We start from the raw sequence: 18,753 nt of genomic DNA, 5'->3' as shown, positions 1-18,753 counted from the left end.
CCCGTCCGGCACACCGCACGCGAGCACATCCGAGGAGTCCGAGGAGTCCGAGGAGTCCGAGAACTCCGAGTACCCGAGAACTCTGAGCACTCCGAGAGCTCCTTGAACTCCGAGAACTCCCAGAAGGAGGAGACCATGCACGCAGTGATCCTGGCGGGGGGCAAGGGCGTCCGGCTGCGGCCCTACACCACCGCGCTGCCCAAGCCGCTCGTGCCCATCGGCGACCAGCACGCCATCCTGGAGATCGTGCTGCGCCAACTTGCCGGCGCCGGCTTCACCCACTGCACCATCGCCATCGGCCACCTCGGCGAGATCATCCGCGCCTATGTCGGCGACGGCTCCGCCTGGGGCATGCAGATCGACTACGCCACCGAGGAGAGCCCGCTGGGCACCATGGGCCCGCTGCTCACCCTGCGCGAGCGGCTGCCCGAGACGTTCCTCGTGATGAACGGCGACATCCTGACCGACCTCGACTACGCGGACGTCCTGCGCACCCACCGGGAGTCGGGGGCGCCGCTGACCATCGCCACGTACGCCCGCAAGGTGCACATCGACTTTGGGGTACTCACCACCGACTCGGCCAAGGTGGTCGCCTTCACCGAGAAGCCCAGCATGAACTACCACGTCTCCATGGGCGTCTACGGCCTCTCGCGCTCCACCCTGGCCGACTACACGCCCGGACTCCCGCTGGGCTTCGACGAGTTGGTGCTCGATCTGATCAGAGCGCGCAACGAGCCGCACGCCTACGAGTTCGACGGCTACTGGCTGGACATCGGGCGCCCCGACGACTACGACCGGGCCAACGCCGAGTTCACCACCCGCAAGTCCCATCTGCTCAAGGGAGCCTGAGCACGTCATGCGCATTCTCGTCCTGGGCTTCACCGGATATCTCGGTGCCCATGTCGCCGAGCGGCTGCGCGTCCTGCCGGGCGCGCGCGTCCTGGGCGCCGGCCGCTCCGCCGGCGCCGCGTTCCCGGTCGACCTCGCCACGGCGCGCCCCGAGGAGCTGGCGAAGACCCTGGCCGCGGCCGCGCCCGACGCGGTGGTCAACTGCGCGGGCGCGACCGGCGGTGACGCCGTGACCCTCGCCGAGGTCAACGCGCGCGGACCGGCGGTGCTGTGCGAGGCGCTGCGCGAGGCGGCGCCGGGGGCCCGGCTGGTGCATCTGGGGTCGGCCGCCGAGTACGGCCCGGGGGCGCGGGGCACTCTGGTGACGGAGTCGGCGGCGACCTCCCCGGCCGGCCCGTACGGGGCGACGAAGCTGGCGGGCACGGCCGCGGTGACCGCGTCCGGGCTGGACGCGGTGGTGCTGCGGGTGGGCAACCCGGTGGGCCCCGGCGCCCCGGCCGCCGGGCTGCCCGGCCGGCTGACGGCCCTGCTGCGGGAGACGGACCGCGGCCCGGACGCGGTGCTGCGGCTCGGCGACCTGTCCGCCCACCGTGACTTCGTGGACGTACGCGACGTGGCGCGGGCCGTCGAACGGGCGGTCACGGCCCCCGCTCCGCTGCCGCCGGTGCTGAACATCGGCGCGGGCCGGGCGGTCCCGGTGCGCGAGCTGGTGCGGGGCCTCGCGGCGCGGGCCGGGTTCCGGGGCCGGATCGAGGAGACGGCGGACGGCGGCCGCTCGGTCCGCTCGGGCGAGGTGTCCTGGCAGTGTTCGGACATCGCCGCCGCCGAGGCCGCGCTGGGCTGGCGCCCGGTCCACACGCTCGACGAGGCGCTGGCGGCGCTGTGGGAAGCCGACGGCACGCGGTGAGCCCGCCGATGCCTTGGATCGCGCCGACTGCCCTGAATTTGCTGACTGCGCTGACTGCGCCGTTCCCGCCGGACGGCGCGCCGTGAGCCTGCTGATTCCGCTGTATGTGCACCCGGCCGACGATCCGGGCGCCTGGCATCGCCTGATCCAGGCGGCCGGGCGGACGTACGGTGTGATCCTCAACCCGGCGAACGGTCCCGGCGAGCGCCCCGACCCGGCCTTCACCGCGGCCGCCGGCGCTCTGCGGGAGGCGGGCGCGCGGGTCCTCGGGTACGTCGACACCGACTACGGGGTGCGCGAGCGCGCCGCCGTCCTGGACGACGTACGCCGCCACCAGGACTGGTACGCGGCCGACGGCTGCTTCCTCGACCAGGTGACGGCGACACCGGAGGCGCTGTGGGCCTGCCGGCGGCTGGTGCGGACGGTGCGCCGGGCGGGCGCCGGGACGGTGGTGCTCAACCCCGGGGTCCACCCGGCGCCGGGGTACGCCCGGCTCGCCGACCTGACCGTCACCTTCGAGGGGCACTGGTCGACGTACGTCTCGGCGTTCAGCCGCCCGGAGTGGGCCGCACGGCATCCGCCGGAACGGCTGTGCCATCTCGTCTACGGCGTCCCGGCGGCCCTGGTGCCGCTCGCGGTACGCACCGCGGGCGAGCGGGGCGCCGCCGTCTGCGGCCCGGTGACCGGAGAACTACCCAACCCTTGGGCCGAGTTGACCCCAGCCCTGACCGGATCGGAGTCATGAGGTACTACACGCTGAGGGCGATGCTGCTGGCGAGCGCGCTGGCCTTGGCCGGCTGTTCCGGCACGGGCGGCGGAGACGGCGGAGGCGGGGACGGTGCCACACCCCCTCCGAAGGGGAAACCACGCTGGCAGCCCCGCCCGGGCCTGGCCTGGCAGTGGCAACTGGACGGCCCGGTCGACCCGTCGGTGGACGTACCGGTCTACGACATCGACGGCTTCGAGAACACGGCGGCGGACGTGGCCCGGCTGCACCGCGACGGCCGCAAGGTCATCTGCTACATCAACGTCGGCGCCTGGGAGGACTTCCGCCCCGACCACGCCGACTTCCCCCGGTCGGTGCTCGGCGGCGCCAACGGCTGGTCGGGCGAACGCTGGCTGGACATCCGGAAGATCTCGGTACTGCGCCCGATCATGGAGCACCGCTTCGACATGTGCGCCGAGAAGGGCTTCGACGCGGTGGAACCCGACCTGGTGGAGGGCTACTCCAACGACACCGGCTTCCCCCTCACCGCCCGCGACCAGCTCCGCTACAACCGCATGATCGCCGACATCGCCCACGCCCGCGGCCTCTCGGTCGGCCTCAAGAACGACCTCCCGCAAATCCCGCAGCTCCTCCCCCACTTCGACTTCGCAGTCAACGAGGAGTGCGCCGAGTTCGACGAGTGCGCCCGCCTGTCCCCCTTCATCAAGGCCGGCAAGGCGGTCTTCCACGTCGAATACGCGGAACCCAACAGCACGTTCTGCACCGAGTCCCGCCGCCTGAACCTGTCGTCGATGCGGAAGCGCCTGGAACTGGGGGTGTGGCGAAAGCCGTGCTGAGCGCGGGGCCGACGGCCCCGAGCCCTCCTACGACGGTGTCACGCTCCCTTCGAAAACGGTGAGTTCCGGACATCCGATGTGCGATCGTCATGACCTGACGATGAACGCCGATCAGGCGAACCACAGTTACGGGGGGATCGTGCCGACGGAGGTGCCCGCTCAGCCGGTGAAGGCCGTCTCGGACTGGGGCGTCGGCAAGACCGACGACGTGCAGGCCGCCGCGGCCCGCAACGCGGCCGATTTCGTCGTCCGCATGGTGAGCGAAGGCGCCCTGGACCCGCACACCTGGCAGAGCCGTCACACGAGCTGACCTGACGTCAAGGGAGGGGCTTCGTGGCCCTGTTCAACAAGAAGGCACGCACCGTCGACTCGCTGATCCGCGAGGCCAACGCGGCGTTCGCCGACTTCTCGGCGGATCCCGAGTATGTCGAGAACGTGCTCAAACCCGTGCTGCCGAAGCTGTACGCCGCCGTCAAGATGCGGGAGTTCACGTCGACGGACCAACTAGAGGCGGTGGCGGCTCCGTTGAAGACGCTGCCGCCGCTCGACGCCGCGCTGTGTGCCGCGTCCGTGTTGCACGCCGCCGGACGGCTGCTGGCCTCGGACCCGTTGGGCGAGTCGCTGGCGAACTTCGTCGCCATCGCCGGCACGGCCGGTGCCTGGAAGGCGGTGCCGCTGGTCAAGGAGCCGCGGGACGTACGCCGTCTGATCGACGCGCTCAATGTGCTGTGGCGGTACGAACCCTCGCCCTACCGCGAGTTGGACCACGCCCAGGCCGTGTACGCCGGCGGGCATCTGTCCCTCGCCCTGGGGCTCGACCACGACGCGTTGACCAGCCGTTGGCGGGAGGCTCTCCGGCTGCTGTCCGAGGTCGACCCGGCGCTGGGCCGCAGCCCGCAGGAGCGCGAGAGGATCACGCGTACCCGGCAGCACCTGGAGCGGGAGTGGAGCGAACAGCTCGCGTCCCTCTCAACCGGGGAGTGAGATGGCCCGGTTCAAAGGGAAGGACGCCCGCATCGAGGCCGCCGCCGGGCTGTACCGCCGCTTCCTCTTCTCGGAGCCGGTGACCGTCCCCACCCTTGAGGACGCGGCGATGGCGGCGATCGTCAACGGCGTGGTCGACCGGGTCGCTCCCGGCGCCTCGCTGGGTGTCTCCCTGCCCGCACCGGACCCCGACCCCAACGCCCCGCGCATCGCCCTGCTCACGGAGGCGATCGCCCTGCTGGACCCGATGCTCGCGCGGCGGGTCCGCGCGCCCGGCCCCTTCGCGCTGTCGCTGGCGGCCCGCTGCCTGTACGCGCTGTACCGCGAGACGGGCGACACCGCACCGCTGCGACGCGCGGTCGAGCTGGGGGAACGCGCGGCCGCCGTCGCGGCCCCGACATCTGGCCCGGACCCGGCGGATCCGTACCCCGACATCGCGCACGAGTTGAGCATCGCGCTGCTCGACCTCGCCGCGCACGAGGAGGGAACGGACGCCCTCTTCCGCGCGGTGCACCACGCCGTGCGGGCCATTCGTGCGCCCTCCGCCTCCGACCGGCTCAAGGCCGCCTGCCAGAGCCTCCTCAGCCGTACCTTCACCGCGCTCTTCCAGCGCACCGGTGAGGACGAGCATCGTGAACAGGCCCTTCGCATGGCCGTGTTGGGCCGGGACTTCACCGAGGAGACGGTCAGCGCCGAGGACGGGTACGTCCTGGGCTCGCCGTTCCTGGCGGCCCATGAGGCGACCGGCTCGGTGCGCGACCTGGAAACCGCGATCGTGGCGTTGCGGGAGGCGGTGGACCGCGACCCCCGCCCGGACCATCTGCTGGCACTGGCAAGGGCGTTGCGCCTGATGTATCCGGTGAACGGCGACGAACGGGTCCTGCGCGAGTCCGTGACGATGTCACGGCGTGCCCTGGCCGCCGCCCGCCCGACGGAACCCGCGCGCCACCGGTACCTGGAGCAGGCGGCGTACGCCCGGCTGCTCAGCCACGCGGCGCACGGCGGCCGGGGTGTCGTGGACGTGGCGGTGCCCCTGCAACGCCTGGCGATCGGCTCCCTCCCCGAGGGCCACCCCGGCCGGCTCGACGCGGTCGGCGCCCTCGCCGACATCTGGCTGGCGCGGTACGAGAAGACGCGGTCCACCGCCGACCTGGACGGCGCGCTGGAGGCCACGCTGACGGCGATGCGGCTCAGCCGGGGGCGTTCCGACCGGCACCGGCACCTGGCCCGCTACGGCCGGGGCGCACGGCTGATCTACGAGGACACGGGCGACGCCTCCCATCTGGCGCGCGGCATCCACGCCACCCTGCGGGCGCTGAAGACCGACGATCTGCCCGCGGAACTGAAGGCGGCGTACCTGGTGCAGGGCGCCGCCCTGCTGCTCGACCACACGGACCGGGAACCGGACCCCGACATGCGGCGGGCCGCGCGGAACATGCTGTTCGAGTGCTCCAAGCTCGACCACGGGGACCTCCACGTGCAGATCGAGTGTGCCCGGCGGTGGGCGGATCTCGCCGTCTCGGAAGAGTCCTGGCACGAGGCCGGCCTGGCCCATCTCGGCGCGCTGCGCGCAATGGCGCGGCTGACCGCCACCGAGGTCAGCCGCCAGTCCCAGGAGAGCGCCCTGCGGCGTTTCTCCGGAATGGCCTCCATGGGCGCGGCCTATTCCCTGAACGCCGAGAGTCCGCTGGAGGCACTCACCCTCCTGGAACTGGGCCGCAGCGTTCTGCTGACGCAGGAACTCTCCCTCTACGACGAGGTACGGGCGCTGCGGAACTCCGCACCGGATCTCGCCCGTCAACTGGCCGAACAGCTCAAGAGGCGCGACGAGTCCGCCTCGGCGCTCGGCGCCCGCATGATCCTCGCGACCGCCGGTCTCCCGGGCGACGGACGCCTCGCCGACCGGCATCGGGTCGCCGGCCGCAATCTCCAGATCCTGCGGGCGCAGATCCGCGAGGTCCCGGGCCACGAGAGGTTCATGTCCGGGCTGACGGAGGAGGAGTTGCTGTCGGTGTCCGAGCGGGGGCCGATCGTCGTGCTCAACCTCAGCGCGCTCAGGACGGACGCGCTCGTCGTACGGCCGGACGGGGTCACGGTCGTGCCGCTGCCCGCGGTCACCCCGGAGAGGGTCGGCGCACTCGTCGACACGTTCCTGACGGCCGTGGAGGATCCGGACGACCACGGCGGCAAGGCGATGCTCGACGCCCTGGCCTGGCTCTGGGACCACATGGCCGAACCGGTGCTCGCGGTCGCGGCACCGCCGCCGGGCCCGAACAGCCCGCTCCCCCGCCTGTGGTGGTGCCCCACCGGCCCGCTGAGCCATCTCCCGCTGCACGCGGCCGGACACCACCTCGCGGGCGATGGGCGGACGGTCCTGGACCGGGTCGTCTCCTCCTACACGCCGACGATCACGGCCCTGAGCCGGGTGCGAGCCCGGCGGACCACCCCGTCGGCCGGTGCCGGGCTGCTGGCGGTGGCGGTCGGGCGGACGGCGAGCGGCACCGAAGTGCCGTTGCCGGGCGCGCACTCCGAGGCCGACGCGGTCGCCGCGATCCATCCGGCGACCACCGTCCTCGCCGACGGCGAGGCCACCCGGGCCCGGCTGCTGGCCGAACTGCCCCGGCACCCCCGGGCGCACTTCACGTGCCACACCCGCTCCGACCCCCGCTCGCCCTCCTTGAGCCGGCTGGTGCTGCACGAGGCGGACGACGAGCTGACGGTCGGCGACATCGCCCGACTCGACCTGTCGTCCGTGGAGTTGGCGTACCTGTCGATCTGTGACGCGGCGCGGCCCGGGGCGGAGATCCCCGACGAGTCGGTCCACATCGCGGGCGCCTTCCTGATCGCGGGTTACCCCGATGTCGTCGGCACGCTCTGGCCGATGCCGGACGCGACGGGCCGCCGGCTCGCCCGGCACTTCCACCGACGGCTCGCCGAGGGCGACGACCCGGCGCGGGCCCTGCACCTTACGACGGTCCGGGCGCGCCGCAACGCCCCTGGCCTGCCGGTCGGTTGGGCGAATCTCGTGCACATCGGCGGCTGACGGGCGGGGCGGCGAAAAGCCTTTGACGGCGCCGGGACACGTGGCTGATCGTGTGCCGGTCGCAGCCCACCCCCGAGGGAGTTCCGCATGATCGCAGTCACCGCCGCCTCCGGAGCCTACGGCCGACTGGTCGTCGCAGGATTAGGGCGACTGCTGCCCGCCGAGTCCGTCGTCGCCGTCGTCCGCGCGCCGGAGCGGGCCGAGGATCTCGCCGCCGAGGGGGTCGAGGTGCGGCGCGGGGACTACGACGATCCCGGCAGCCTGCGGACCGCGTTCAAGGGCGTGGACCGGCTGCTGCTGGTCTCCTCCCCCGAACTCGACCCCGCCCGCCGGATCATCCAGCACCGCACCGCCCTCGAAGCGGCCCGCGCCGCCGGGGTCGGTCATGTCGTCTACACGAGCTTCCTGGGTGCCGGCACCCGGCCCGAGGGGGTCACCGCGGCCCACCACGCCACCGAGCGCGCGTTGAGCGACAGCGGTCTGCCGCACACCGTGCTGCGCCACCCCTTCTACAGCGAGGCGTTCCTGCACGCGGGTCTGCGGGACGCCGTCGCCTCCGGTGAACTCCCGCACGGCACCGGAGGCCGTGGCCTCAACACCGTGTTCCGCGCCGACCTCGCGGAGGCGGCCGTACGTGTCCTCACCGAGGAACACCACCTGGGCCGGGCCCACGACTTCACAGGCACCCGGTGGACGTACCCGGAGCTGGCCGAGGTGCTGACAGCGGTGTCCGGCACCCCGGTCGTCGCACGGGAGCGCACCGAACCGGCTCCCGGCGCCCATGGTTGGCTGGAGAGCCAAGTGCGCGCCGGTGAGCTGGAGTTGGGGACCGACGACCTCGCCCATGTGCTGGGCCGTCCGCCCGTCACACTCAGAGAGGCGGTCACCGCCCTGCTCGCCTAGGAGAGCGCCCCTCGGCTCACGTGGTCACCGAGTAGGAGTGGGCGCCCGTCCCGGCCAGCGCGCCGCCGTCGACGATCAGGTACTCGTCGCGGATCGGGCGCCCCGCGAACCAGGACTCCAGGATCTCCCGGGTGCCGGCCGCGTAACGGGCCTGCGCGGAGAGGGAGGAGCCGGAGATGTGCGGGGTCATGCCGTGGTGGGGCATGGTGCGCCAGGGGTGGTCGGCGGGGGCGGGCTGCGGGAACCACACGTCGCCCGCGTAGCCCGCCAACTGCCCTGAGCGCAGGGCGCGGTCGACGGCGTCCCGGTCGACGATCCGGGCACGGGCGGTGTTGATGAGGTACGCGCCGCGCTTCATCGTGCCCAGCAGTTCGTCGCCGAACAGGCCCTCGGTCTCCGGGTGGAGCGGCGCGTTGACGGTGACGACGTCGCAGTGCGGCACCATGTCGGCCGCGCTCTCGTGGAAGACCAGCCCGAGTTCCCGCTCCAGTTCGCGCGGCAGCCGGTGCCGGTCGGTGTAGTGGAGCTTGACGTCGAAGGGCGCGAGGCGGCGCAGGACCGCGAGTCCGATGCGGCCGGCGGCGACCGTGCCGACGTGCATGCCCTCCAGGTCGTACGAGCGGGTCACGCAGTCGGCGATGTTCCAGCCGCCGTCGAGGACGACCTGGTGGGAGGGCAGGTAGTTGCGGACCAGGGACAGCGTCATCATCACCACGTGCTCGGCGACGCTGATGCTGTTGCTGTACGTCACCTCGGCGACCGTCACGCCGTGGGCGACGGCCGCGTCGAGGTCGACGTGGTCGGAGCCGATGCCGGCGGTGACGGCGAGCTTGAGGTTCTTCGCGGCGGCGATGCGCTCGGGGGTGAGGTAGGCGGGCCAGAAGGGCTGGGAGATCACCACGTCCGCGTCGGCGAGTTCACGGTCGAAGACCGAGCCGGCGCCGTCCTTGTCGGAGGTGACGACGAGGGTGTGCCCGGCCTTCTCCAGGTAGGCGCGCAGGCCGAGTTCGCCGGAGACGCTGCCCAGGAGGTGTCCGGGGGTGAAGTCGATCGCCTCGGGGGTGGGGGTGGTCTGGCCTCCCGGGTAGTGGTCGATCGCGGGGAGGTCGTCGCGGGCGTACGTCGTCGGGTATCCGTCGGTGGGGTCGTCGTACAGGACGCAGAGCACCTTGGCCATGTCACGGCTCCTCAACTGGCCTCGCGGGAAGGTGTGTTCACGATCGCCGCCGTCGAAGGGCCCGGTCAAAGCGATCCTCGCTATGGCCGTATAGCCGACAGCTATCAGTGCTCGTCCCCGCCGAGGTGGGCACGCAGGAGCGCGTCCAGGGCCTGGCGTACGTCGGCCTCGCGGGCGACCGTGAGCAGGGCGCCGGCGAGGACGGAGGGCGGCTCGTCCGGGCCGGTCACCAGGCCGACGCGCGGGCCGTGCGCGGGGCCTTCCAGGGGGACCACCCGCATGCCCTCCGGCACGCCGGACATGTGCAGCCACGCGTGCGAGATCACGCTCGACCACCGGCCGCCCGGCAGATGGGCGTACAGCCCGGCGACGGTGTCCGACTCGATCGCGGGCGCCGCCTTCGCGCCGTCGGCGGCGAAGCACTCGTCGATGATGCGCCGGTTGCGCATCCGCGGGCCGAGCAGACAGAGCGGGAGCGCCGCCGCCTGGGCCCAGCGCACGCGGGACACCCCGGCGAGCGGGCCGTCGACCGGTGTGAGCAGCACGTACCGCTCCTCGTAGAGCGGCAGTCGGCCCAGGCCCGCGAGGGCTTCGTCGTCGAGGTACGTCATCGCCGCGTCCAGTGCGAACTCGGTGAGCCCGTGCCGGATCTCCTCCGACGACAGCGACTCGATGCTCACCCGGGCGCGGGGATGGCGCTCGCAGAACGGGTTGGTCAGCAGGGACGCGACGGGCAGCGCGGTGGGGACCACGCCGAGGCGGAGCGTGCCGGTGAGCCCGTCCCGCAGGGCCGACAACTCCTGCCGCAGGCCGTCGCGTTCGGCGAGGATGCGGTGCGCCCAGGCGAGCACCACCTCACCCTCCGGGGTCAGCCCCTCGTACTTGCGCCCCCGGCGCACGATGGGCACGCCCAACTCGTGCTCCAGGCGCCGTATCGCGGCGGACAGCGACGGCTGGGAGACGTAACAGGCGGCGGCCGCGCGGACGAAGTGGCGCTCTCTGGCGAGCGCGACCAGGTATTCGAGCTGGCGCAGCAGCACGCAAGGCCCCCAAGGTTCGTCAGAGAGTCAGGAGTTCCTCGTGGAAGCCGCCGAACTCGCGCTCCCGGTGGACGAGATGGATCTCCAGGATCCAGTGGCAGCGGCGTCCGGCCTTGTCGGTGCGGCGCAGCGGGGTGTCGTTGGCGGGGGTGATGTACGACTCGGTGTCGGCGCCGTCGATCGTCTCGTGCGGGAACTCGCCGACCAGGTGCCCGGCGTGCCAGCCGCCGAGTTCCCAGCCGGCCTCGGTGGCCAGCCGCTCCACCTCGGCGTACAACTGCTTGCCGGTGATGTCCTCGTGCGCGGCGAAGTACCGCTTGCCGGCCGCGAACAGTTCGGGCAGGGCGTCGCGCAGCCGGTGTTTGTCGGAGTCGTCGCCGAGGACGAAGGTACGGCCGAAGTCGGCTTCGTACTCCTCGAAGATCGGCCCGAAGTCGGCGAACACGATGTCGTCCGCTGTGATGGTCCGGTCCGGGGGATTCTCCCGGTAGGGCGCCAGGGTGTTCGGGCCGGAGCGCACGATCCGCTTGTGCCAGTGCCGGGTGGTGCCGAACAGTTCGTTCGCCAGATCGCGCACCCGGTCGCTGACGGCCCGCTCGCTCTCGCCCGGCGCGACCAGGCCCCGCTTCCCGATCTCCGTGAAGAGCCGCTCGGCCTTGGCCTGGGCGTCCAGCAGACGTGCCGCCCGTGTGGGTTCATCATGTGCCATGGCATCGAAAGTACGCCTGTCACACATCGCATCTGCAAGCCCACCCGTATATTTTCCTCGCATGCGCGGTCATCCGATCCCTCCAGGACAGCGTCTTGTGCACGGCTGGCCCGTCTCGCACTACGGCCCGGTCCCCCGCTTCCGTCCCGAGCGCTGGAATCTGCGGGTCTTCGGTGCCACCGCCTCCGGCGAGACGCACGAGTGGCGGTTCGACGATCTGGCCGCCCTGCCGCGTGTCACCGTGGTCTCCGATCTGCACTGCGCGAGCGGTTCCACCTCCATCGGCCACGAGTGGTACGGCATCCCCGCCGCCGGCGTTCTGGACCTGGTCCCGCCCGCGCCGGGGACCACGCACGTCATGGCCTGGGCCGAGTACGGCTACTCCGCCAATCTGCGCCTCGGTGACTTCACCTCACCGCGGACGCTCCTGGCCACCCACCACGACGGCGAACCCCTCACCGCCGAACACGGCTTCCCGCTGCGCCTGGTCGTCCCCCACCTCTACGGCTACAAGAGCGTCAAATGGCTCCGCGGCATCGAGTACATGACGGCCGACCGGCGCGGCTTCTGGGAGGAGCGCGGCTACCACAACCTCGCCGACCCCTGGAAGCAGCAGCGGTACTCCTACCAGGAGGACGAGGAGGATGAGGAGGTCGAGGAGGACGACGGTGGCGGCTCGCCGCCGCCGACCGAGGCGCCGTCGGCGACCTGAACGCCGACGGTGCCCGGTCAGGCTGTGGGGGTGGGCACCACGGTGAGATGGTTCGCGGTACGGCGTGCGGTACGGGTCCTGCGGGGGGCCGGGGCGGGGCGCGGCTCGCGCAGGATCATCGTCAGCCGGGTGTAGCCCATGTCCTGGAGGGTGCGCGGGGTGTCGGCGACGATCCGGCACTCGGTGACCCCCCGGCGCGGGTCCGGGTGCAGCAGCGGGCGGATCGCGCCGTCGTGCTCCACGGCGCCCTCGCCGACCAGGCGGATCCAGTGCGGCAGGCCCTGCCGGTAGGCGGCCTCCATGAGCGGGTCCTGGGCGATCTCGCGGCGGATCGCCTGGAGCACATGGTCGTGACCGTGGCGCTCCAGCGCGGCGGCGAAGCCCGCGAGCATCGGCAGGCACCAGCTCGACTCGTGGTCACCGAGCAGGGTGGCCGCGTCGGGGTGGAAGAGGACGAACCGCAGGAAGTTGTCGCCCGGCAGCGCGGTCGGATGCGGGCTCATGTCCCGGAAAAGTGTCTCGAAAGCGGTGTTGGCCAGGACGACGTCCCAGCGGTGGTCGAGCACGACGGAGGGGAACGGCACGGCCTCGAGGTACCCGGCGTAGTCCTGGAGGTACGCCCGCGCCTCGGGACTGTCGGGGGCGGGCCGCGACGCGGTCCGCTGCCCTCCTGCCTGATACGCCATCGGGCGGTCACCCCTCTTGCCTCTGCGGCCTTCACGCGGCGTGCCGATCCTGCTGCCCTGACGCGAGTCGTGTCAACTATCGTGGCATTCGGCGCTCGTTGACGGCTGAAATTGGCCACAGTTGTGGCGAGACCTGGATGTGAGTTCGAAAGACCCGCTACTCTCCACGCAGTTCACGGCGCCCGTCTGTGCCTGTGAGAGGGACGTGAGAGACGTAGGAGACCTGTCGGTGTCGGATGGCTTCGAGGTTCCGGGCGCCACCGCGACGATACTGCTGTCGGCCGTCGTCGCCCGTGTCGCCGCACTCGCCGACCGGCTCGGTGTGGACCACGCGGAGGTCTTCGACACCCGGCGGCTGTCCGTCGCCTCCGGTGTCCCCGAGCCGGTGGTCAAGTCCCTGCTGGGCGGCCGCCCGGCCGGCGAGCCCGATGTCCAGGCCCGGTTCCTCCAGCGCCTGGACCTGCTGCGCCGCACCCGGCTGAAGCCGAACGGGCGCAGATACACCCAGCAGGAGATAGCCGACGGCGCCGGGATGTCCCGGCAGCAGGCGGGCGCGCTGATCAACGGCGACCGCCGCCCCACCATGGAGCACTGCGACGCCATCCAGCGCTTCTTCCGGGTGCACGCCGGTTTCCTCACGGCCGAGGACCCCGAGGCCCTGGCGGGCACCCTCCAGCACACCGAGCAGGAGCTGCTGCAGAAGCTCGCCGCACGGGAGGCCGCCGCGGCCGCCGAGGATCCGCTGGAGAGACTCCTGCAGGATCACGGGGTGCGCGGGATCGCCTGGCGGGCCGCGCAGTTGCCCACGGACCAGCACCGCGACAAGGTCGCCGAGTGGCTGGACATGCTCCTGGAGAGCGTGAAGCGGCCCGAGTCGTGATCCGGGGGAGAACTGTGGGCATCGCGAAGGAAATGCGCCGCCTGTGCGGCGAACTCGTCTCCGAGCTGGACCTCCCGGCCCCCGCGGCACCGGCCGATCTGTACACCGCCCTGTGCGACGGGATGAGCCGGCGCCGGGGCCGTCCGGTGCACTTCCGCATGGCCGCCTTCCCGGCCGACACGGCGAGCGGGCTGTGGCTCGACATGGCCGACCAGGACCTCGTGGTCATCGAGGAACGCACCGCGCCCGACCACCAGTTGGTGATCCTCGGGCACGAGCTGTGGCACATGAAGGCCGGGCACTGCGGCCACCATGTGGGCGGCGCGGCCGTCGCGGCCCGACTCCTCAAGGAGGGCGCCGACCTCCAGGCGACCGTGCTGCGGGTCGCGGCGCGCACCCGGTTCGACCAGGACGACGAGAAGGAGGCCGAGAGCTTCGGCCTGCTGCTCGCCAGCAAGTGCCGTGCGCTGCTGCCGGGTTCGTCGGCCCGGCGCGGCCGCCGCGACCATCTGGCGGGCCGGATCGAGGCGTCCCTGGGCTATCTGGGCCCCCAGGGCTGACGCGCCCGCCGCACTCCGTCGCGCCCCTGAAGGCCGTCAGGTCGCGCTGCGTTCGCTCGCCTCGCGCAGTTCCCGTACGGCCTGGTCGCTCAGCCCTGCCGCGTGGTGCGCCGGGCGGCCCTCGCGCAGAAGCGCCCGCCAGCGGTCCCGGCTCCAGTCGGCCGGGGCCGTGGTGCCGGTGAACTCCTCGATCAGGTCGCGGAACCGGGCGGGATCGCTGTGGAACGGGAAGTGCCCGGCGCCCTCGAAGATCTCCAGCCGGCTGCCCGGCATCGCCTCGTGCGCGCCGTAGGCGTGGCGGACCGGCACGACGCTGTCCCGGTCGCCCCACAGCAGCAGGGTGGGCATGCCGGCGGTCAGATAGCAGCGGTCGAGCATGGTCACCACCTGGCCCCGCCAGTCCACGACCGCGCGCAGGGTGCGGATGAAGGCGTTGCGGGACGTGTCGTCGGGGAGGGCGTCGACCAGGGTGAGCAACTCCGGCGCGTCCTGGCCGAGATCGGTGTCCAGGAGCCGCATCAGGCCCACGACGAGGCCGACATGGAGCCGCATCCCCGGTAACCGCAGGGCGGACAACGCCAGATGGGCGCCTGGGAGCGACACCAGCCGCAGGGCGGGGTTCACCTCGCGGCCGACCCCGCCCGCGCTGACCAGCACGAGCCGTTCGGTGCGCTCGGGGAACTGGTAGGCGAACTGCATCGCCACGCCGCCGCCGAGCGAGTGACCGACCAGGGTCGCCGACTCCACGCCGAGCGTGGTGAGCAGATCGCGCACACCGTTGGCGTACGCGGCCACCGAGTAGTCGGCGCGCGGCTTGTCGGAGGCGCCGTGCCCGAGGAGGTCGGGGGCGATGACGGTGTGGGTGCGGGCGAGGTCGGGGATCAGTTCGGCCCAGGTCGCCGAGGAGTCCCCGATGCCGTGGATCAGGACCAGGACGGGCCCCTCCCCGGCCATCCGGAAGGCGCGACGGTAGCCGTGCACCACCCGGTAGCGGAGTTCCAGTTCACCGTCCCCGACCGAGCGCAGCCGGGTGGCGCGCGCGGGGTGCCGCTGCGAGACATCGACCACGGGCTCGCCTCCTTGATGTGCGCTGCCTTTTCTCCAGCGTAGGGAGGCTTTCCCCCGGGGGGTTTCGAGGAGGTTTCGCCTCCGCTAAGCGGGCGAACCGGCGTGCGGCTCGACCGGATTGTCAGTGGTGCCCGGCAAGCTGGGAGGTGCGCCGTCGGATGGCGGCGTGCGCGCCGACCGGGCGCGTGGGAGCGACGCCGACACGGGGAGAGCCGACACCGATGCCCACAGCCGTACTGACCGACCGCGAGCGCACCGCCGTGCAGGCCTACCTGCGCCTCCTGCACACGGTCCGCGCCACGCTGGACACCGAGCACGCCGACCCGTCGCGGGTCCGCAGCGCCCCGATGGTCCCGCCCACCGTCCTGGCCGAGGCCGACGAGGCCCTGTCACAGGCGGGCCTCGCGGGCAACGAGGAGGAATTCTTCCGCCTCCTCGCGAGCTGGGGTCCCAGAGCCTGACCGTCCCGGCCCGGGGCCCGGTGGACGTCAGGCGTGGTGCACGGCGATCGCCGTCGTCACCAGGCCCCGGGTCGCCGTCCAGCGGCCGTCGAAGTGATCGACGCGGCGGCCGCCGACCATGGGGCCGGGGACGAGCAGGCGGGCGCGGAAGGTGCCGGTGAAGGGGGCGGAGGCCGCGTCGGAGGGGGGCGGTTCGGGGTGGAACTCGATGTCCGCCTCGCTGAAGTCCAGCCACTTCCGGGTGAGGGGGAACCACGCCTTGTAGACGGACTCCTTGGCGCTGAACAGCAGCCGGTCGCCGTGCAGCCCGGGGTGGTCCGCGGCCAGGCGCAGCAGCCGCTCCTGTTCGGCGGGCAGCGACACGGCGGACAGGACGCCCTCCGGGAGGGGTGCGTGCGGTTCGGCGTCGATACCGAGGGAGGCCAGGTCGGCGGCGCGGACCAGTGCGGCCGCGGCGTAGCCCTCGCAGTGGGTCATGCTGCCGGTCAGCCCGTCCGGCCAGCCGGGCGCGCCGCGCTCGCCGGGCAGCACCGCCTGCGGGGCCACGCCGAGCTTGTCCATCGCACGCCGCGCGCAGGACCGTACGACGGTGAACTCGCGGCGGCGTTTGGCGACCGCATGCACCATCAGCGCCTCCTCCTCCGGGAAGAGCGGCCCGTCGCCGAACTCGCGCACGCCGTCCTCGCCGAACGCCTCGACGGCCACCACCGACTCGGGCAGCAGATCCGCGATCACGGCGCCGTCACCTCCGTCGGCAGAATGCGCCGCAGCCGTCCCGGGGGCTGCGGACGCTTGCGCCACTCGCGCGGGTAGCCGACCGAGACCTCCTCGAAGCGGACGCCCTCGTGCCGGGTGGTGCGGGGGATGTGCAGATGGCCGTAGACCATCGCGGCGACGCGGAAGCGGTGGTGCCAGTCGGCGGTCAGGGAGGTGCCGCACCACATGGCGAACTCGGGGTGCCACAGGACGTCCATCGGGTGGCGGTCCGTCGGGTAGTGGTTGACCAGGACGGTCGGCAGCTCGTCGGGGATCGCGGCGAGCCGGCGCTCGGTCTCGGCGACCCGCGCCCGGCACCACGCCTCCCGGCTCGGGTAGGGGTCGGGGTGCAGCAGGTACTCGTCGTTGCAGACGATCCCCGTGCCGTGCGCGTACTCGAGGCCCTCCTCCTTGGTGGCGCAGCCCGCCGGGAGGAAGGAGTAGTCGTACAGAAGGAAGAGCGGGGCGACGGCGACCGGCCCGCCGGGGCCCTCCCACACCGGGTAGGGGTCCTCGGGCGTGATCACGCCGAGGTCGCGGCAGACGTCGACGAGATGCTCGTAGCGGGCGACGCCGCGCAGGGTGACGGGGTCCGAGGGATGGGTCCACAGCTCGTGGTTGCCGGGGGCCCAGATCACCTTTCGGAAACGGCTCGCGAGGGTCTTCAGGGCCCAGCGGATGTCGGCCACGTTCTCCGAGACGTCCCCCGCGACCAGGAGCCAGTCGTCGTCCGTCTCCGGTGCCATCTCCTCCACCAGGGCGCGGTTCTCGGGATAGCCGATGTGGAGATCACTGATGGCCAGCAGCCGTCCGGCGCCGTCACCGTCCTTCGACGTCACCCTGCGTTCCCCCGTTCCTGCGGTCCCACGTTCCGAGCCCTCGAAAGAGCACCACCACAGCACATTCGGGGCCGGGGAACAAGGCGGCACCGGACCACTGCGTGCGATCGTCCTGTGACCCACGGGTCAGGTCCTTACCCGACGTCGCCGCATTCGTGAACAAGATCAGAAAATCCGTAACACGGGCGTTGCACGCGGCACCCCTCGGAAGCCGTATGATCGCCCCACCACCACCGCCATGAACGTCCCTTCACGCAGGGCGGTTTGGTGACCCTCCACTCCCCCTGCCCGGGCCGGGCCCGCTTCGCCCTGCCCGCACACCGTGAAAGGCGGCCTCGCATGGTCTCTCGCGTACGCGTCTGGCTCAACCGCACGTACGCGGAGAACGTGTTCTTCATGGATCAGCTCCGGCGAAATCCGAGCGACCGCGCCGTCGAGATCCATGCGACGCACGGCGATGCCGACTCCCCCGTGCTGGCCGCCGCCGACACCGCGGACCTGGAGCCCGAGGGCCTGTCCCCCGCCGCCTACGTCGAGTACGCGCTCGACCAGTGCCAGCGCCGCGCGATCGACGTGTTCGTGCCCCGGCTGCACCAGGCGGCGATCGTGGCGCACCGCGCCGACTTCCGGTCGGTCGGTACGGCCCTGCTGGCGCCGACGCCGCAGGCCGTGGCCGTCTTCGAGGACAAGGTGATCGCCTACGAGGCGGTCCAGGCGATCGGGGTGCCGGTACCGCCGTGGTACCGGGTCCGTACGGCCGCCGAACTCGTCGCCGCCGTCGAGGAGTTGGAGGAGGCGGGGCACCGGGCGTGCTTCAAGCCGGCGTCCGGCGCGGGCGGGGTGGGCTTCCGCGTGATCACCCGCACCCCCTTCTCCCTCGTGCACCTCAGCGGCTTCCCCACCCCCTACGTCCCGCTGGACATGGTCGTGGACGCGCTGGAGCGCGCCGAGGAGAGCGTGGACTGGCTGGTGATGCCGCGGCTGGAGCAGCCGGAGGTGTCCGTGGACTGCATCACGGGGCCCGACAACCACCTGCGCATGGCGATCGGGCGCACCAAGAACGGCCGGCGCCGCGGCTTCACCCTGCACGAGCAGTGGCTGGAGCCGGCCCGGCGGATCGCCGAGGGCTTCGGGCTGCACTATCTGTCCAACGTCCAGTTCCGGATGTTCGGCGACCGGCCGGTCCTGATGGACGTCAACACGCGCCCGGCCGGCGGACTGCACCAGCTCTCCCTGTGCGGGGTCAACGCCCCCTGGGCGGCAGTGCAGTTGGCGCTCGGTGAGGACCCGGGGCGGATCGACCCGCCGTTCCTGGGCCAGGACTACACGGTGGTGTCGGGGCCGCGCCAGCTCCGCCCGGTCTCCTTGCCGCACCAGCGGGCCGAGGCGGCGGCCGACACCGGCGCCGCCGAGCCGCTGCTCCCGGCCGTCCCCTCCCCCGCCGAGCCCGTGGAGCCGGTCGCGTCCGTCGAGCGGGTCACGTCCGTCGAGCGGGTCACCTCGGTGGCGTCTGCGACGTCGGTCGAGTCCGCCCAGGTGACACCCGCCGGCGCGGCGGAGGCACTGCCCTTCTGACAACGGCCCACCCCTCGCCTCACCGGTATGGACCAATCCTG

At 72.3% G+C, this 18,753-nt stretch carries 20 protein-coding genes; 13 read left to right on the top strand and 7 right to left on the bottom strand.

What is annotated here, in order from left to right:
* Nucleotides 1-135: 135 nt before the first annotated feature.
* From AFM16_RS32450 to AFM16_RS32415, 8 genes are all read left to right on the top strand, one after another.
* Entirely contained in the window at nt 136-849 is a 714-nt protein-coding gene (locus AFM16_RS32450) for a nucleotidyltransferase family protein (protein ID WP_030789505.1), read from the top strand.
* Nucleotides 850-856: 7 nt separating this feature from the next.
* The gene (locus AFM16_RS32445) at nt 857-1,756 is read left to right on the top strand and encodes an NAD-dependent epimerase/dehydratase family protein (RefSeq protein WP_078636034.1); all 900 of its coding nucleotides are present in this window, start codon (nt 857-859) and stop codon (nt 1,754-1,756) included.
* An 82-nt stretch (nt 1,757-1,838) separates the two neighbouring features.
* A complete protein-coding gene (locus AFM16_RS32440; protein ID WP_078636033.1) occupies nt 1,839-2,501 on the top strand; it encodes a spherulation-specific family 4 protein in 663 nt (220 codons plus the stop codon).
* Entirely contained in the window at nt 2,498-3,319 is an 822-nt protein-coding gene (locus AFM16_RS32435) for an endo alpha-1,4 polygalactosaminidase (protein ID WP_167797293.1), read from the top strand. The genes AFM16_RS32440 and AFM16_RS32435 overlap by 4 nt, the downstream gene beginning before the upstream one ends.
* 100 nt (nt 3,320-3,419) lie before the next feature.
* The gene (locus AFM16_RS32430; RefSeq protein ID WP_078636032.1) at nt 3,420-3,629 is read left to right on the top strand and encodes a hypothetical protein; all 210 of its coding nucleotides are present in this window, start codon (nt 3,420-3,422) and stop codon (nt 3,627-3,629) included.
* Nucleotides 3,630-3,652: 23 nt separating this feature from the next.
* Nucleotides 3,653-4,303 (top strand): hypothetical protein, encoded by a 651-nt coding sequence (locus AFM16_RS32425; protein ID WP_078636031.1) that lies wholly within the window; start codon nt 3,653-3,655, stop codon nt 4,301-4,303.
* A gap of 1 nt (nt 4,304) precedes the next feature.
* Nucleotides 4,305-7,346: a CHAT domain-containing protein gene (locus AFM16_RS32420; RefSeq protein WP_078636030.1), complete on the top strand. Its 3,042-nt coding sequence runs from the start codon at nt 4,305-4,307 to the stop codon at nt 7,344-7,346.
* 87 nt (nt 7,347-7,433) lie between these two features.
* Nucleotides 7,434-8,249 (top strand): NAD(P)H-binding protein, encoded by an 816-nt coding sequence (locus AFM16_RS32415; protein ID WP_030789484.1) that lies wholly within the window; start codon nt 7,434-7,436, stop codon nt 8,247-8,249.
* Between the two features lie 16 nt (nt 8,250-8,265).
* Here the strand turns inward: AFM16_RS32415 and AFM16_RS32410 are convergent, their stop codons facing one another.
* The 3 genes from AFM16_RS32410 to AFM16_RS32400 all read right to left on the bottom strand — a co-directional run bounded on the left by AFM16_RS32410 (nt 8,266) and on the right by AFM16_RS32400 (nt 11,175).
* Nucleotides 8,266-9,426, bottom strand: coding sequence for an NAD-dependent formate dehydrogenase (locus tag AFM16_RS32410; protein ID WP_030789481.1), 1,161 nt, complete (start codon nt 9,424-9,426; stop codon nt 8,266-8,268).
* Nucleotides 9,427-9,530: 104 nt separating this feature from the next.
* Complete coding sequence (locus AFM16_RS32405) at nt 9,531-10,466, bottom strand: LysR family transcriptional regulator (RefSeq protein WP_078636029.1); 936 nt, start codon at nt 10,464-10,466, stop codon at nt 9,531-9,533.
* 19 nt (nt 10,467-10,485) lie between these two features.
* Nucleotides 10,486-11,175: a M24 family metallopeptidase gene (locus AFM16_RS32400; RefSeq protein WP_030789478.1), complete on the bottom strand. Its 690-nt coding sequence runs from the start codon at nt 11,173-11,175 to the stop codon at nt 10,486-10,488.
* Between the two features lie 61 nt (nt 11,176-11,236).
* On the opposite strand from AFM16_RS32400, the gene AFM16_RS32395 reads away from it, so the two are divergent.
* Nucleotides 11,237-11,887 carry a molybdopterin-dependent oxidoreductase gene (locus AFM16_RS32395; protein ID WP_051780618.1) on the top strand — a complete coding sequence of 217 codons (651 nt, stop codon included), beginning with the start codon at nt 11,237-11,239 and terminating at the stop codon, nt 11,885-11,887.
* Nucleotides 11,888-11,904: 17 nt separating this feature from the next.
* Here the strand turns inward: AFM16_RS32395 and AFM16_RS32390 are convergent, their stop codons facing one another.
* Nucleotides 11,905-12,573, bottom strand: a complete 669-nt coding sequence (locus tag AFM16_RS32390; RefSeq protein WP_030789472.1) for an MmyB family transcriptional regulator — start codon at nt 12,571-12,573, stop codon at nt 11,905-11,907.
* 229 nt (nt 12,574-12,802) lie between these two features.
* On the opposite strand from AFM16_RS32390, the gene AFM16_RS32385 reads away from it, so the two are divergent.
* Both AFM16_RS32385 and AFM16_RS32380 read left to right on the top strand, forming a co-directional pair.
* Complete coding sequence (locus tag AFM16_RS32385) at nt 12,803-13,453, top strand: helix-turn-helix domain-containing protein (RefSeq protein ID WP_030789469.1); 651 nt, start codon at nt 12,803-12,805, stop codon at nt 13,451-13,453.
* A 32-nt stretch (nt 13,454-13,485) separates the two neighbouring features.
* Nucleotides 13,486-14,013, top strand: a complete 528-nt coding sequence (locus tag AFM16_RS32380; protein WP_030789466.1) for a hypothetical protein — start codon at nt 13,486-13,488, stop codon at nt 14,011-14,013.
* 36 nt (nt 14,014-14,049) lie between these two features.
* Here AFM16_RS32380 and AFM16_RS32375 read toward each other — a convergent pair whose 3' ends face one another.
* Nucleotides 14,050-15,081, bottom strand: coding sequence for an alpha/beta fold hydrolase (locus AFM16_RS32375; RefSeq protein ID WP_030789463.1), 1,032 nt, complete (start codon nt 15,079-15,081; stop codon nt 14,050-14,052).
* A gap of 221 nt (nt 15,082-15,302) precedes the next feature.
* On the opposite strand from AFM16_RS32375, the gene AFM16_RS32370 reads away from it, so the two are divergent.
* Nucleotides 15,303-15,542 (top strand): hypothetical protein, encoded by a 240-nt coding sequence (locus AFM16_RS32370; protein WP_030789460.1) that lies wholly within the window; start codon nt 15,303-15,305, stop codon nt 15,540-15,542.
* A 27-nt stretch (nt 15,543-15,569) separates the two neighbouring features.
* Here AFM16_RS32370 and AFM16_RS32365 read toward each other — a convergent pair whose 3' ends face one another.
* Nucleotides 15,570-16,277 carry a 4'-phosphopantetheinyl transferase family protein gene (locus tag AFM16_RS32365; RefSeq protein ID WP_078636028.1) on the bottom strand — a complete coding sequence of 236 codons (708 nt, stop codon included), beginning with the start codon at nt 16,275-16,277 and terminating at the stop codon, nt 15,570-15,572.
* The gene (locus AFM16_RS32360; protein WP_030789454.1) at nt 16,274-17,137 is read right to left on the bottom strand and encodes a metallophosphoesterase family protein; all 864 of its coding nucleotides are present in this window, start codon (nt 17,135-17,137) and stop codon (nt 16,274-16,276) included. The genes AFM16_RS32365 and AFM16_RS32360 overlap by 4 nt, the downstream gene beginning before the upstream one ends.
* 339 nt (nt 17,138-17,476) lie before the next feature.
* Between AFM16_RS32360 and AFM16_RS32355 the strand changes: the two genes are divergently transcribed.
* The gene (locus AFM16_RS32355; RefSeq protein WP_245177853.1) at nt 17,477-18,712 is read left to right on the top strand and encodes an ATP-grasp domain-containing protein; all 1,236 of its coding nucleotides are present in this window, start codon (nt 17,477-17,479) and stop codon (nt 18,710-18,712) included.
* The last annotated feature ends 41 nt before the right edge of the window (nt 18,713-18,753 follow it).

This window comes from Streptomyces antibioticus (genome assembly GCF_002019855.1).
In the GTDB taxonomy this organism is placed as follows: Bacteria; Actinomycetota; Actinomycetes; order Streptomycetales; family Streptomycetaceae; genus Streptomyces; species Streptomyces antibioticus_B.
Note: the sequence above shows the minus strand (reverse complement) of the source record. Positions and strands in the feature narration are given on the sequence as shown.